Raw genomic sequence first — 16,007 nt, forward strand, 5'->3', positions numbered from 1 at the left:
TGAGAAAAATCCATGTTCACAATTTTCAAAACCTTCTTTTACTTGGGCTGGATCAGTTTCGGCGGCCCTGCAGCACATATTGGTTATTTTCGTCATACCTTTGTGGAAAAACGCCATTGGCTAAGCGATGAGGAGTACGCTCAATTAGTCGCTTTAAGCCAATTTTTGCCGGGGCCGGGCTCAAGTCAGGTCGGTTTTGGTTTAGGCTACAAACAAGGGGGCTTAGCTGGGGCTTGTGCGGCTTTTTTCGGTTTTACGCTTCCGTCAGTCATTGTCATGTTGCTGTTGGCGCTGCTGAGCAGCCAAATCATGGGCAATATCTGGTTCGAACAGGTAGTGCATGGTCTCAAGCTGCTGGCCGTGGTGGTGGTCGCCGATGCGGCTTGGGGCATGTATCAGAATTTTTGTCGCACACGTCTAACCACAGCGCTGTGTGTGGTCACTGCTTTTGCCTTGCTGGTTTTCCCTTCTATCGCGACACAAATGTTGCTGTTACTTGTGGCTGCCGTGATTGGTGTGGCCTTTATAAAAAACGACAAGGTCGCTTCTCCATCCGAGTTTAAACCGTCACTATGGCCACTGGTGATGTTTGTTCTGCTGCTATTGGTTCTGCCCATTGCCGCGACCCAACACTCTCTTTTCACGCTTTTCAACGATTTCTTCCAAGCAGGCAGCCTGGTGTTTGGTGGTGGTCATGTAGTGCTGCCTCTTTTGCAAAACATTGTCGGCGATAAGCTCAGTCAAGACGCCTTTTTAACCGGTTACGCCGCTGCACAAGCCGTGCCCGGGCCTATGTTTACCTTTGCTACCTACATTGGCTATGTACTTCATCCACAAGCACCGATTTTCGGAGCCTTAGTCGCGACATGCGCCGTCTTTCTGCCTGGTTTTCTTCTGATGCTCGCTGTCTTGAAAAACTGGCAACAACTGGCAAACAAACCGAAAGTCAGTGGCGCATTGATGGGCGTCAACGCGTCAGTGGTGGGTCTACTGGTAGCGGCGCTTTATCAACCCGTGTTTAGCAGTGCGGTAAGCTCTGGTCTTGATGTCGGGATAATTTTGTGCGGCTTTTTTCTACACAAACAGGTAAAGCTGCCCATATTAGCGCTGGTTATTTTCTTTATGCTCGCTGGTATTGTCAGCGGCAGCTTCTAGTCCTACTCGCAGGATGGTTAAGCCTATTGACTGCCCAACGGGTTGTTTTGACTTCAGTTAGGCAACGCCGACTTCTCTTCTCGATACCACATCCCGACAAAAGTCAGTGAAACGGATTAGATCCATTTCTTGACACAATTTCTCAACAACAAAACGTGGATTTTTATTTCTGACCAACCCAAACCATGCTAGATTAACAATAAATTAACATAACAATAACGATTATTTTGCCAATAACATGGAGTTAGAGAATGATTCAGCCTAACGAGTTAAGCAAACCCAACTGTGCTCTCCCACCGCCAAATGAAATGATCTTAAAATGGGCAGCGGAACGCCCCAATGAGGTCTATCTAAAACAAATCATTAACCGCCAGTTCGTCGAGTTCACCTATGCACAAGTGGCTGACCAAGCCCTGCGTTTAGTCACCGCTCTTCGCGAACTCGGGGCACAACCGGGCGATCGCGTCGCACTGATTTCGAAAAACTGCGCCGAGTGGTTTATCTGCGATTTGGCGATGATGCTTGGCGATTACGTCAGTGTCCCGATTTTTCCCACCGCGAGTTCGGAAACGATTGAATACTGCTTGAACCACAGTGAAAGTAAAATTTTGATCGCGGGTAAACTTGATAATCCAGAGACTACGCAAAAAGTTATCGATGAGATGACCGATATCAAGAGCATCGCTTTGCCGTATGATTCTGCGCCACAATGTCAATATCAGTACAAAAACTTAATTGCCAAGGCCGAGCCGAGTCAAGAACGCCCGCAGCACGACGATGACAAACTGATGTCTTTAGTCTATACCTCTGGAACCTCTGGTCTGCCGAAAGGCGCGATGCTCACTTATGGCGCATTTTGTTGGTCGGTGCATCAACTGATTAAACACATCGGAATTCAAGAAAACGACCGCCTGTTCTCTTATTTACCTCTTGCGCACATCACTGAGCGCGTCTATATCTTTGGCTCTTCAGTGATCGGAGGTGTTCCTACTGCCTTTCCCGAATCGCTGGATACTTTTATCGAAGATGTCAAAATGCAGCGCCCAACGCTGTTCATTTCCGTACCACGCTTATGGACACTGTTCCAGCAGCGCATCCAAGACAAATTGCCGCAAAAACGTCTTAATTTTTTGCTGAAGATTCCCTTAGTCAATTCCTTGATCAAAAAGAAGCTGGCCGATGGACTTGGTTTAGATCAAGCTCGCGTGCTGGGTTGCGGCTCCGCCCCAGTCTCCCCTGCACTGCTCCAGTGGTACCACAGTGTCGGGCTCAACATTACTGAAGCTTGGGGGATGACAGAGGCCTTTGCCTACACCACATTGAATTACCCATTTAGGGCCGACAAAATCGGCAGTGTTGGCAATGCAGGACCGGGCATTGAACTGAAAATCGCCGAAGATAGCGAGATCATGGTTCGCAGCCAAGGGCTCTTTTCTGGCTACTATAAGAATGACATTGCGATCAAAGAATCTTTTGATAAAGAAGGCTGGCTACATACTGGCGACATAGGCTCCATCGACAGCGAAGGCTATTTGACCATTCAAGGTCGTAAGAAAGACACCTTCAAAACCGCCAAAGGAAAGTTTGTCGCACCTGTTCCCATCGAGAAAAAACTCTTTGAATACAGCCGTGTGGAGATGATGTGCCTCATTGGCTCCGGGTTACCGGCACCAATCTTACTGGTTGTGCCACATAACTTCCCTCATTTTGACCGTGAGCGGTATGAACGGACCACGCAAAAAGTCATCAAACGCATGAATGCCGAATTGGAATCTCATCAGCAGATCAAGGGAGTCCTGATGATTAAAGAGCCCTGGAGTATCGAAAACGGCATTTTGACGCCAACACTGAAAATAAAACGTCATGTGCTTGAGCAGAAGTATCACGAAATTGGTCACAACTGGCCAAAAGATAAATTGGTCGTTTGGGAAGAATAACCCGTCCAGCAACGCCTTAAAAATCAAAAAACCGCAGCCTTATTCCTATTCCTGAGTCTGCGGTTTTTCCATTAAAAACATCGATATGACCTTTCTCAGTTAGTCCCAAAAGCTACGCTTCACCTCATTCGAAACTTGTTCTTTAGTCAGACCAAGATCTTTGTACATATGTTCTGACAGCTCGGACAACTGTCGCCGCGTGTGATGGTTTCGTTTCCAACGCAACACTTCGATAAATAAACACTTAAGCGACCGTACTGTTTTCTTCGCATTTAATGGAAGATGATTTATGCTGGATTCCATATTGACTCCTTGATATTAAGCTTTGTTCGAGCTAATAATCGCTTTATCGACTCCAAGCCTCAAACGATATAAATCGTCATTAAGTTAAGGAATACTTAAGTGAAAGAGAGGATGCCACCGCTGCAAGGTTTGTATTACTTTTATGTCGCTTGCCAGCAAGGCAGCTTCAAGCTTGCGGCCGAGCAGCTATTTGTTTCTGCTGCGGCGGTTAGCCAACAAATTCGGCAGTTGGAAGAGTGGTTAAACGTTGATCTTTTTGTTCGCCAACATAGAAAAGTACAGCTGACCGCGGAAGGTGTGCTGCTTTTTGAACAGGCAAAGAAAGGCTTTACCCACTTGCAAGAAGGGATTCGCTTAATCAATACCGATCCTAACCCCAAGCAGCTATCGGTTTCCACCTTGCCCTCTTTTGCTCAGCATTGGTTGGTGCCCAGATTAACCGAGTTCAAAAGCCGTTATCCTCATATCGCTCTGCTACTCGAACCAACCAATCAACTGATCACATTTGATGATTCCCGAATCGATTTATGCATCCGCTACGGACGAGGAAACTACCCCAATATTGAGAGCCAATGGTTGATGGATGATGTTATGTATCCCGTCTGCCACCCGATTTATCGGCAACAGCACAATATCCAAACGCTGGCAGACATCAACCAAGTGGAACTGATTGAAGACACTTGGCCAGACATGGACTGGGCCTCTTTCCTGCATAATCTCGGGCTCAAGGGGGGCCAGTCGACACTCAAATATGACGGCTCGCACTTTGTTTTGGAGGGCGCGTTAGCGGTACAAGGCGTGGCGTTGGTCAAGCACTCACTCGCGGCACGCTATATAAAGGAAGGAAAGCTAGTGCGCATTGGCAATACCGCGTTAAAACCAAGATACAGCTACTACATGTGCGCGCCTGCCGGCTATTTCCGCCGAGAGAAAGTCCAGCTTTTTCGCCAGTGGCTTCTCGACGAAATAGCCAACTTTCAATGTGCTTATCCTCTCACCGGCATCGATGTGATCAGCCATATCGAATAGTTGAGTCAAATGAACAAAGAGAGCCGCTTAGCGTACCTTGATATTCAAATAATAAAAAACCCGCAGTTGCCTGCGGGTTTTTCTGTTATCGAGTTAAGTTAAGAATTACTTCTTAGCGTTACGCTCTTTAACTTCAGCAATTACTTGCTCTGCTACGTTGTTTGGACATGGTGCGTAGTGTGAGAACTCCATAGAGAACTGACCACGACCAGAAGTCATTGTACGTAGAGTACCGATGTAGCCGAACATTTCAGAAAGTGGTACGTCTGCTTTAACGCGAACGCCAGTTGCACCCATTTCCTGGTTCTTGATCATGCCGCGACGACGGTTCAAGTCACCGATTACGTCACCAACGTGATCTTCAGGAGTGAACACGTCAACTTTCATGATTGGTTCAAGAAGCTGAGGAGCCGCTTTAGGAATTGACTGACGGAATGCGCCTTTCGCTGCAATTTCAAATGCGATTGCAGATGAGTCAACTGCGTGGAAGCCACCGTCGAACAGTTCAACTTCAACGTCAAGTACAGGGAAACCAGCCAACGTACCAGTTGCCATCATAGACTTGAAGCCTTTCTCAACTGCTGGCCAGAATTCCTTAGGAACGTTACCACCAACTACGGTTGATTTGAATGTGAAGCCTGAGTTTTGCTCTCCAGGGCGGATGCGGTAATCGATCTTACCGAACTGACCAGAACCACCAGACTGCTTCTTGTGCGTGTAGCTGTCTTCAACTGCTTTGGTGATTGTTTCACGGTAAGCAACCTGAGGAGCACCCACTTCTAGCTCAACGCCGTAAGTACGCTTCAGGATATCCACTTTGATGTCTAGGTGAAGTTCGCCCATACCTTTAAGGATTGTTTCGCCTGAATCTTCGTCAGTTTCAACTTGGAATGATGGATCTTCTGCAACCATTTTACCGATCGCGATACCCATTTTCTCAGAGCCGTTTTTATCTTTTGGCTTAACAGCGATAGAGATAACTGGATCTGGGAAGATCATTGGCTCAAGAGTACATTCGTGCTTAGGATCACATAGCGTGTGACCAGTTTGAACGTTCTTCATACCAACGATAGCGATAATGTCACCTGCTTGTGCAGCTTCCAGCTCGTTACGGTCGTTTGCGTGCATTTCCACCATGCGGCCAACACGCTCAGTTTTACCTGTTGCGCTGTTAAGAATGGTATCACCCTTCTTGATTCGGCCTGAGTAAACACGGATGAACGTCAGAGCACCGAAACGGTCATCCATGATCTTGAACGCTAGAGCGCGGAATGGCTCGTCAACAGATACAGTTGCAACTTGACCAGTAGATTCACCAGTTTCCGGATCAGTCAGGTCTTGAGGTTGAACTTCAGTTGGGTTTGGTAGGTAATCAACTACCGCATCTAGAACCAGCTGCATACCTTTGTTACGGTAAGCAGAACCACAGAAAGTTGGGAAGAATGCTAGTTCACGAGTACCTTTACGGATACAAGCTTTGATTTGCTCGATAGTTGGCTCTTCGCCTTCCATGTAAGCCATCATCAGCTCGTCATCTTGCTCAACAGCAGTTTCGATCAGCATTTCACGGTATTCTTCAACCTGATCAACCAAATCTGCAGGAACTTCTTTAACTTCGAAGTTTTCTGGTAAGCCTGAGTCATCCCATACAAACGCTTGGCGAGTTAGTACATCCACCACACCAACAAACTCATCTTCACGGCCGATAGGTAGAGTCATAACAAGTGGTTTTGCACCAAGAACATTGTTGATTTGATCAACAACGCGGAAGAAGTCTGCACCCATACGGTCTAGTTTGTTTACGAAGATCAGACGAGATACTTCTGATTCGTTCGCATAACGCCAGTTAGTTTCTGACTGAGGTTCAACACCGCCAGAACCACAGAATACACCGATACCACCGTCAAGAACTTTCAGAGAACGATAAACTTCAACTGTGAAGTCAACGTGTCCAGGGGTATCAATGATATTGAAACGGTGGTCTTTCCAGAAACAGGTAGTCGCAGCAGACTGGATAGTGATACCACGCTCAGCTTCTTGTTCCATGAAGTCCATTGTTGTTGTGCCGTCATGGCTATCACCCATTTTATGGATTTTACCAGTCAGCTTTAGGATGCGCTCAGTGGTAGTGGTTTTGCCCGCGTCAACGTGCGCGAAGATACCAATGTTTCTGTATTTTGATAAATCTGCCATTGTCTTACTCTGTTAATAAGGTATAAAGTGCGCGCAGAGTATATCACAATCGTTCAAGACTGATACCCTTGCATGCCATTCGTTAAGAAAAATTTTCTTCTACAACAGTAAAGCTTACCAATGCTTAGCTTGCAAAGCGGCGCGAAACTATATTTTTGCTTCCTCTGTTTACGCACAAAATTTCCCTTATTATGAAGCTCGAACGCTCTAGAGTTCATCAAAAGCACTGATCGCATCGGCGAGTTTTTTCACCCCGTGGATCTGCATGCCCACTATTCCGCCTTTCGGCATATTGGCCATAGGGACAATCGCTTTCTTAAAGCCATGCTTGAACGCTTCATTGAGACGTTCTTGGCCACTGGGTACCGGGCGGATCTCGCCAGCCAAGCCCACTTCGCCAAAAATCACCACATCTTTTGGCAATGGCCGATCGCGAAAACTAGACAGTAGCGCCATAATCAGCGCCAAGTCAGCGCTAGTTTCACTCACCTTTACCCCACCGACCACATTGACAAAGACATCCTGGTCAGCCATTTGTAAGCCGCCGTGCTTATGTAAAACCGCTAATAATAAAGAGAGACGGTTTTGCTCAAGACCGACAGCGACCCGACGAGGATTAGCAAGCTGCGAATAGTCCACCAAAGCTTGGATCTCGACCAGAAGCGGCCTAGTGCCTTCCCAAACCACCATCACCGAACTACCAGAGGTTGCCTCCTCCCCACGTGACAAGAAAATCGCCGACGGGTTACTCACTTCACGCAATCCTTGCCCGGTCATGGCAAACACACCGAGTTCATTCACCGCACCAAAACGGTTTTTGTGGCTACGCAGGGTACGAAAGCGACTATCGGTATCGCCATCGAGCAGCACAGAACAGTCAATAATGTGCTCTAACACTTTCGGGCCCGCTAAGGTGCCGTCTTTAGTTACGTGGCCAACAATAAAGACAGCGACATTATTTTGTTTGGCGTAACGGGTTAATGCCGTGGCGGATTCACGTACTTGCGCGACGCTTCCGGGTGAAGATTGCACATCCGAAACATGCATCACCTGAATCGAGTCAATTACCATGATGCGTGGTCGCACCTCTTCGGCAATTTGGCAAATCTTATCCACGTTAGTCTCTGAGAGCATTTTCAAATGCTCTTTCGGCAATCCCAAACGAGAAGCGCGCATCGCGACTTGTTGCAAAGACTCTTCGCCAGTGACGTACAAAGCAGGCATGTGTGCCGAGAGCGCGCACATCGTTTGCAACAACAGCGTCGATTTACCCGCGCCAGGGCTTCCGCCAATCAAAATCGCCGCACCGGGCACGATGCCCCCACCCAATACGCGATCCAGCTCTTTAAAGCCACTGGTAAAACGCGGCACTTCCTGTAAATCGATATCAGACAAGGTCTGTACTTTGGACTCGGTTGCACTGCCCGCATAGCCTGACAAACGCTCATTACGAGCGACACTCGGCGAAGCGGCTAGCCTCACTTCAGTAATGGTATTCCAAGAGCCACAGGCGTTGCATTGCCCCTGCCAGCGAGGAAAATCTGCCCCACAGTCGTTACATACATACGCGCGTTTTGCTTTCACCATGCCGCCTCAAATTGTCCAGCCTGTGATCCTGTCAGACCACTGATTCATTAAACACAGAACAAAGTGCTGTTATACTTAAGTTTATTATCACTTTGCCGATACTCTTATCAAGAACAGATACTGTAACAGAAAAGATGGAACAAGCTGAAATTCTCTCAATCGCAGAAAGGCTCATCCCGCTGTACAACACGGAAGATTTTGATTTTGTCCTGAGTCAACTGACCGAGGGAGAACCGCCATCGGCTAAATTACTGGTGAAGATGGAGCTTAACCGCATCATGGCACCATGCAAAAAAAGTATCGACTTACGTGGTCGGGTGCAAGGTGAATGCCGTGAATACGAACTGGATGGTTTAAAGCATTGGCTTGATGATGTCGCTTTCAATGCCTACCACAAAAACACCAAGAAATTTGGCCGCTATACCGAAGGAGTGTGGGAAGCGTTAAGCAACACACGCAATAGTTTCCGTGTGTTGGGCAAAAACACGCAGCAGCCGGAAGGGCTCGGGTTAACCGATCCAGCTAGCCCTTATGAAGCTGAAGCTATTTACCTTGGCTACGATCTCAAAAGACAAGAAAAGCGCCTGCGCGTGCAGTCACAGGTGGAGATAAAACTGGCCAAAGGACAAGTTTTGCATGGTGTGAGCGTCGATCTCTCTAGCTCAGGTGCCAAATTCAAAGTGCCGAGTGCCTTTAATTACAATCTCGGAGAAATTATCCAGGTCTCCTTTTCCGAGCTCGCCAAAACTTCGCAAGTGGCGAACATCGACAAAAAATTAGAGTATCGCGTGATCGCCGTAGAAGACTCTTATGAGAACGATGCGGTTAAATTTCTACGTTGTCTACGCCTAACCGAAACCAACATCATCGCCCGTGTGATCGATGAGTCATTGAGTAACTCAGCCAAACGGACTCGCCACGATAACCAAGACAAAATCATTCGTTCAAGAACGCGTGGATACGAGCACATCTATCTTAAACACACCTGTAACCTGCCGCTGTTTTTCCAAGGAAGTGAGCTCAAACTGGCGATGATGACGCCAAATAATGCGCCGATTTGGAATTACTGGCACGATGAGCGAAAACAACAAGTCTTCGGCACACTGTTTAATCCGCAAAGAATGGAGATGTTGATTAAGTCTGGCGTAAAGGGGACAAGCAACGTTATCTACTCCTTTACTCACGAGCATGAGAACAAGACCTTCTTCTATTCGATGCTGATGCCAGAAGCGACCCGAGAACAACGACAGCTTTTTTGGCATTTAGGAGCACGTCGTTCAAGCTGGCGCGCGTTCCGCATTTCTATTTTTGAGCTTTCAGACAAAGAGAAGCAGCAGTTGGCCTCTTTCTCTTCTGAACTTGCCGATGCGTCAACCGCCCTCACCCACTGCGGTATTTTGCAAGAAATCGCCGATGACAGTGTGGGTGACGACTATCTGTTTACCGAGCAACCTCGTATCCCAGCCAGCACACTGAATACGTTTCGTCACCCACGAAAGATCGTCGGCGCACCCAAAGGGATTTTCTTTGACGCCAAATCAAGACGCAAAGAGCCAAGATACAGCTTCCAGTCGCCTCTGCTCTTAACTAAGAGTGACGGTTCACAAGCACAAGGGAATACGCTCGATTTGTCCAAGCGCGGGTTGAGTTTGCAATTGAATGCGCCGTTGGCACTGATTGCCGGAGAAGAGGTTGAGGTCAATTACCTTGAACTGCAACTGTACGATAAAAAACTCCCTTTAGATAAAGTGCCGTATCGAGTAATACGCGTAAGCCCTGATGGTCAGCAATTGCAACTGGTGATTGATGAAAATAGTCAAACCATCAAAACCATCGCTTTTTTCAACAGCATTATTGAACATAACCAAGATAAGCTGATTGCCCAGCAAGAGATCCTGCCAAGCAATGAGCTACTAGAATCATTGCACAGCATTTTGCTCTCCAAGATGGTGAGCACGCCCATTTTTATCAGCAAAACGCCATCAGGTTATCGCACCAAAGCGATTGGTGTGAATTTTCCACTAGAGAAGCACTTGATGCTGTTGGCAAAGCTAGGCCACAAAGAGAACCTCTCTCTTGAGCCACTCTACAAAGGCCGCTCGAATACGCTGATTGCGAATCCGACCAAAAGGATCGACGGAGCAGAGCCCGTTCATCACGAGATTTATATTGCCGTCACCAAATTCGGAGACAAGATCAAAGCCGTCCAGACCAAGGCACCGATCGAATTCGACAGCGTCAAAGAGCGCATCCAATTTGTGAAAAAGGCGAAAATGTCTGGTGAGTTTTACGCACTGAGGCTCTCCACCGCGCCGATTTTCAGCCCGATGACCTCATTGCTGCAAAAAGATCTGAACGATTTAGCCCACCTGAGCATGCACCAAGCCAGCAAGCTGGAGAAAGAGCTTTCCACCTTAATAGGTTATTGTGAAATGGAAGAGATCACTGAAGAAATATTGATTCGTCTTGAGTTAAGCGATTAAAACTCATAGACAACCAGGCGCGATGATCGCGCCTTGTTGTTTAGAGAACACTCAATCGATTAAGGCTTACTTTGCCAACTGATTTTTTGCTGCCGCGCCAATACGCCAGACAAAATGCACACAATGCCACCTAAACCAGCAAAGCGCACCGCGTTTTGTGCCTGCTTTTCCACTTTGGGTTTGGCATGATAGGCAATTCCTAGTCCAGCTGCCTGCATCATCACCAAATCATTGGCACCATCGCCGACAGCAATCGTGTTGTGCATTTCGACGTCATATTTCTCGGCAAGCTCGATGAGAATATCGGCTTTGGTTTGCGCAGAGACCACCTCGCCCAACACCTGCCCCGTCAACCGTCCGTCAATAATTTCTAGTTGGTTAGATTGGGCATGATCTAAACCCAAGCTCTGCTTTAAGTGGTCAGAAAAATAGGTGAACCCACCTGAAGCAATCGCCGTCTTCCAACCAAACGCTTTTAAGGTGTTGATAAGCTCCGGTAAATCCGGCATTAAGGGCAACTGCGCGCGCACGCTCTCGAGGATCGACTCATCGGCGCCTTGTAACTTTCCGACACGTGCTCGCAAGCTCTGCTCAAAATCCAGCTCGCCCTGCATAGCCCGTTCGGTGACTTCGGCAACTTCATCGCCTACGCCCGCCAACTTAGCAATTTCATCAATGCATTCAATTTGAATGGCAGTGGAGTCCATATCCAGAACAATCAACCCCGGTTTGGAGAGATCGGGAACATCTTGCAAATTGGCGTAATCAATTTGCAGACTTTGCAAGATGGTTTCATGTTCTGCAGTCAGTTCGCCCGCCATCAGCGCCACCTCGTAGCGCCCGACTTTCCAAGTATCGATGATCGGGTTGTACATACCGGTAAAAAAATCGATATCCTCAAAATGTCCCGGAGCCAAGTACTCCGCATACATCAGCCAACTGGCTCTGTTTTTATCCAGCTGTGTAGCAAATCGAGTTTCTGGCAAACGAGTCAAAAGTTGAGTATGCCTTCTCAGCGGCAATGTCTTTAGCGCTTCCATGAATCTAATCCTTTGTGAACCTTGGCAAACGTTAACCTATTGCAATTTGAAAAGGCAAGCCCCAAACTGGCATTTGTTCGCGAATCAAAGTTAGTGCTAGATATGAAAGAGTCTCTTTTTTCACTGCGGAATGCCTTACGCGTCGTCGCGCTGATCATTTTAGGGGTGATGTTTTTCATCACCATCAAAAACAGCGTGGTGATCAGCAAGGGGAACGAACGCATCCAGGCGCAACAACTGGAAACCTTAACCAAAGTGTTAAGCTCTCAGGCTGCCCTCTCGGCCAGTGATATGATTGTGCAAAAAGATCAGGAACAGTTGCTCAAGTTAACCAATCAGTTAGCAAAAGAGCGTTTGGTCTTTGATGCCACCATTTACGACGCAGAAGGCATCCGTCTCGCTTCCAGCGAAAAAGCGCTGACGGTGCGTGAGGTGTTGGGACTGGATACGCCGCTTGCAACAGCGGGCATTGGCCGCCAACAGTTGGTCGAACCCGTTTATGCCGATAACAGCATCATAGGTTTTATCCGCATCACGTTTGAGACCGGCAAGGTGACGGCAATTTCTGATCATCACTACCGTAAAAGTGACCGCTATATGTTTTTGATGATCTTGATGAGTTTCGTCGGCGGCATGCTCTTTATTCTCATCCTACGCAAAAAGCCGCAGCCTAAAGTCGAGAACCTGTTACTCACTCATAAAGATCCATAAAAAAGAGCCTGCATTTTCGCAGGCTCTTTGGTATTGCGTTGTAAAATCTAAAGCACTTACTCAGCATCACCCAGCAGCACAGAGTCCAACGCGATGATCATCATATCGTTAAAGGTGTTCTGACGCTCTTCCGAGGTGGTTTGCTCACCGGTTTTGATGTGATCAGACACGGTACAAATCGTCAATGCTTTTGCGCCGTATTCCGCAGCAACGCCGTAGATGCCCGCCGCTTCCATTTCTACGCCGACAATGCCGTATTTGTCCATCACGTCGAACATGTCTGGATCTGGTGTGTAGAACAGTTCAGCAGAGAATAGGTTACCCACTTTTACATCGATACCACGCGCTTTCGCTGCTTCTTCAGCGGCTTTGACCATTTTGTAATCCGCGATAGCGGCAAAGTCATGACCTTTGAAGCGGATGCGGTTCACTTTGGAATCCGTACACGCGCCCATGCCGATCACCACATCACGCACTTTGATCGCTTCGCTCACTGCGCCACAGCTACCTACGCGAATGATTTTCTTCACGCCGTAGTCTTTGATAAGTTCAGTCGCATAAATAGAGCAAGATGGGATGCCCATACCATGACCCATAACCGATACCTTACGACCTTTGTAAGTACCAGTGAAACCGAACATATTACGTACATCACACACTTGAACCACGTCTTCTAGAAACGTCTCTGCGATGTATTTTGCACGTAGTGGGTCACCAGGCATCAGAACGACGTCTGCAAAATCACCCATTTCAGCATTAATATGCGGAGTTGCCATGTTTTTGTTTCCTTGTTTTTCATTCACAAAAGACTTGCTTTGTATTCGCAAAAGAATAGAGAGGCACACCTCTCTATTCAATAAGTTCCATTATAGCTCTGGATTAGAGAAAGTTTTTGCCGTAATCCATTGGCGATGTGCCAAAGTAGCTCGCCAGTGTTTGGCCAATATCCGCGAACGTTTCGCGGCGACCCAATGAGCCCGCAGGGACTTTTTGACCATAGACAAGCACTGGAATGTGCTCGCGAGTGTGGTCGGTGCCCGGCCAAGTTGGGTCGCAGCCGTGGTCAGCCGTGAGGATGAGGATGTCATCTTCTTGCATCAATTCCATCACTTCGTGGATGCGACCATCGAAGTACTCCAGCGCGGCAGCGTAACCCGCCACATCACGGCGGTGGCCGTAAGCAGAGTCGAAATCAACGAAGTTGGTGAACACGATGGTGTTGTCGCCCGCTTGTTTAATTTGCTCCAGTGTCGCTTCAAACAGCGCAGGAATGCCCGTCGCTTTGACTTTTTTGGTGATACCACAGTTGGCGTAGATATCGGCAATCTTACCAATAGAGACCACTTGGCCCTGTTTTTCCTCAGCCAACTTTTGCAGAACGGTCGCTGATGGCGGCTCAACAGAAAGATCGCGACGATTACCAGTGCGCTCAAACTGACCTTTACCCGGGCCAATGAACGGACGCGCAATCACACGACCGATGTTGTAGTCTGCTAGCTCTTCACGAGCGATTTGGCAAAGCTCAAGTAGGCGATCTAGACCGAATGTCTCTTCGTGACAGGCAATTTGGAATACCGAGTCCGCAGAGGTGTAGAAAATTGGCTTGCCCGTTCTCATGTGCTCTTCACCAAGGTCATCAAGCACTTGTGTACCAGATGCGTGGCAGTTGCCGAGGAAACCATCAATGCCAGCACGAGCAAGAATGCGATCGGTCAGCTCTTTCGGGAAACTGTTGGCTTTGTCGGTAAAGTAGCCCCATTCAAACAGAACTGGCACACCCGCGATTTCCCAGTGGCCAGACGGCGTATCTTTACCAGACGAGAGCTCAGCAGCATGACCGTACGCGCCAATAATCTCCGCGTTGGCATCCAAACCCGGTGCAAAACGACCAGTTGACTCTTTGTGCGCCATTGCCAAGCCCAGTTTGGACAGATTTGGCAAACGAAGAGCCCCTTGGCGCTTGTCGTTGTTTGCCAAGCCTTGCTCACACTGGTCCGCAATATGGCCCAGTGTATCGGAACCCACATCGCCAAACTGCTCGGCATCCGCCGTTGCACCAATACCAAAAGAATCCAGTACTAAAATAAATGCTCTTTTCATTGCTTCTTCCTCAGGCCTGCCGGTACGCAAATGTGCAAGCAGGCCCAATAGTCATTAAATATCTTCTTCGCGAATCAGGCCGTAAACATCAGGGGTTGGTACGTAGTCGCCACCCACTTTAATCGCCGCTTGCAGCGCATTTGCCGCTTCTTGCCATTGCGCTTCGCTACGCGCATGAATTACCGCCAAAGGCTTGTTACTGTCTGCGACTTCACCCAAACGGATGAAGCTATCAAAGCCAACCGCATAATCGATGCTGTCGGTCGCAACGCGGCGTCCACCGCCCATCGCAACCACCGCCATACCGATGGCACGTGTATCCATCGCCGATACCACACCGCTCTCTTTGGCATAAACCGGCTTGACGATTTCCGCCTTGTCTAAGTAGTGATCGTAGTTGTCGATAAAGTCCGCAGGACCGCCCAAACCAGCCACCATTTTGCCAAAACACTCGGCGGCTTTGCCGTTATCCAACACCGTCATCAACTTCGCGCGCGCTTCATCAGTGTCTTGCGCCAGCTTACCCAGCACCAACATTTCCGCACACAGCGCCAACGTCACTTCGAGCAAACGAGGATTACGGTATTCGCCTTTGAGGAATTGCACCGCTTCGCGCACTTCCAGCGCATTCCCCGCCGATGAGGCCAACACTTGGTTCATATCGGTAAGAATGGCGGTGGTTTTGGTGCCCGCACCATTGGCCACGGCAACAATCGATTTCGCCAGCTCTTGTGACGCTTGGTAGGTTGGCATAAAGGCACCAGAGCCCACTTTCACGTCCATCACCAGTGATTCAAGACCAGCCGCCAGCTTCTTCGACAGAATGGATGCGGTGATTAACGAGATGTTGTCAACCGTTGCCGTGATGTCACGCGTGGCGTACACACGTTTGTCCGCAGGCGCCAGATCGCCCGTTTGGCCGATGATCGCCACGCCAGCATCTTTAGTCACTTGACCAAACACATCATTGCTTGGGGTGATGTTGTAGCCCGGAATCGCTTCCAGTTTATCCAAGGTGCCGCCAGTATGGCCAAGGCCACGACCAGAAATCATTGGCACGAAACCACCACATGCTGCCACCATAGGGCCAAGCATCAGTGAGGTCACATCGCCCACACCGCCAGTGGAGTGTTTGTCGACAATAGGGCCACCGAAGTTCATGTGGCTCCAGTCGATCACCATACCAGAGTCGCGCATGGCACACGTCAGTGCGATGCGTTCAGGCATGGTCATTTCATTAAAGAAAATCGTCATGGCAAAGGCCGCAATCTGACCTTCAGACACGGTATTTTTCGCCACGCCTTGAATGAAAAAGTTAATTTCATCGGCAGTCAGCACTTCGCCATCACGTTTTTTACGAATAATTTCTTGAGGTAAATACATTAGAGCCTCCCAAGCTCAAAATGAGCCGTGGTAACAGTAGAGTAAGAAGGTTGCGTGGCGCAAAACGCGCCACGCTCAGACATTTA

At 48.4% G+C, this 16,007-nt stretch carries 12 protein-coding genes; 5 read left to right on the forward strand and 7 right to left on the reverse strand.

What is annotated here, in order from left to right:
• Positions 1-12 precede the first annotated feature (12 nt).
• Positions 13-1,155, forward strand: a complete 1,143-nt coding sequence (gene chrA, locus EA26_RS17190; RefSeq protein WP_039430355.1) for a chromate efflux transporter — start codon at positions 13-15, stop codon at positions 1,153-1,155.
• A gap of 251 nt (positions 1,156-1,406) precedes the next feature.
• A complete protein-coding gene (locus EA26_RS17195; RefSeq protein WP_039430356.1) occupies positions 1,407-3,092 on the forward strand; it encodes an AMP-binding protein in 1,686 nt (561 codons plus the stop codon).
• A gap of 99 nt (positions 3,093-3,191) precedes the next feature.
• Here EA26_RS17195 and EA26_RS22480 read toward each other — a convergent pair whose 3' ends face one another.
• Positions 3,192-3,395, reverse strand: a complete 204-nt coding sequence (locus tag EA26_RS22480) for a DUF1127 domain-containing protein (protein WP_039430357.1) — start codon at positions 3,393-3,395, stop codon at positions 3,192-3,194.
• 99 nt (positions 3,396-3,494) lie between these two features.
• Between EA26_RS22480 and EA26_RS17205 the strand changes: the two genes are divergently transcribed.
• Positions 3,495-4,424 (forward strand): LysR substrate-binding domain-containing protein, encoded by a 930-nt coding sequence (locus EA26_RS17205; RefSeq protein WP_039430358.1) that lies wholly within the window; start codon positions 3,495-3,497, stop codon positions 4,422-4,424.
• A gap of 105 nt (positions 4,425-4,529) precedes the next feature.
• Here the strand turns inward: EA26_RS17205 and fusA are convergent, their stop codons facing one another.
• Together fusA and radA are read right to left on the reverse strand one after the other, a co-directional pair.
• Positions 4,530-6,617 carry an elongation factor G gene (gene fusA, locus EA26_RS17210; protein WP_039430359.1) on the reverse strand — a complete coding sequence of 696 codons (2,088 nt, stop codon included), beginning with the start codon at positions 6,615-6,617 and terminating at the stop codon, positions 4,530-4,532.
• Positions 6,618-6,824: 207 nt separating this feature from the next.
• Positions 6,825-8,204: a DNA repair protein RadA gene (gene radA / locus EA26_RS17215; RefSeq protein ID WP_039430360.1), complete on the reverse strand. Its 1,380-nt coding sequence runs from the start codon at positions 8,202-8,204 to the stop codon at positions 6,825-6,827.
• Positions 8,205-8,338: 134 nt separating this feature from the next.
• Here radA and EA26_RS17220 point away from each other — a divergent pair, with 134 nt between their 5' ends.
• Entirely contained in the window at positions 8,339-10,687 is a 2,349-nt protein-coding gene (locus EA26_RS17220) for a PilZ domain-containing protein (protein ID WP_039430361.1), read from the forward strand.
• A 59-nt stretch (positions 10,688-10,746) separates the two neighbouring features.
• On the opposite strand, the gene serB is transcribed toward EA26_RS17220, so the two are convergent.
• Positions 10,747-11,727 carry a phosphoserine phosphatase gene (gene serB / locus EA26_RS17225; protein WP_039430362.1) on the reverse strand — a complete coding sequence of 327 codons (981 nt, stop codon included), beginning with the start codon at positions 11,725-11,727 and terminating at the stop codon, positions 10,747-10,749.
• 102 nt (positions 11,728-11,829) lie between these two features.
• On the opposite strand from serB, the gene EA26_RS17230 reads away from it, so the two are divergent.
• A complete protein-coding gene (locus tag EA26_RS17230) occupies positions 11,830-12,438 on the forward strand; it encodes a YtjB family periplasmic protein (protein WP_039431638.1) in 609 nt (202 codons plus the stop codon).
• A gap of 56 nt (positions 12,439-12,494) precedes the next feature.
• Here the strand turns inward: EA26_RS17230 and deoD are convergent, their stop codons facing one another.
• The 3 genes from deoD to deoA form a co-directional block, all read right to left on the reverse strand.
• Positions 12,495-13,214 (reverse strand): purine-nucleoside phosphorylase, encoded by a 720-nt coding sequence (gene deoD / locus EA26_RS17235; protein ID WP_039430363.1) that lies wholly within the window; start codon positions 13,212-13,214, stop codon positions 12,495-12,497.
• 103 nt (positions 13,215-13,317) lie between these two features.
• Entirely contained in the window at positions 13,318-14,538 is a 1,221-nt protein-coding gene (locus EA26_RS17240) for a phosphopentomutase (protein ID WP_039430364.1), read from the reverse strand.
• A 54-nt stretch (positions 14,539-14,592) separates the two neighbouring features.
• Complete coding sequence (gene deoA / locus EA26_RS17245; RefSeq protein ID WP_039430365.1) at positions 14,593-15,921, reverse strand: thymidine phosphorylase; 1,329 nt, start codon at positions 15,919-15,921, stop codon at positions 14,593-14,595.
• Positions 15,922-16,007 lie beyond the last annotated feature (86 nt).

Source organism: Vibrio navarrensis (assembly GCF_000764325.1).
GTDB lineage: Bacteria > Pseudomonadota > Gammaproteobacteria > Enterobacterales > Vibrionaceae > Vibrio > Vibrio navarrensis.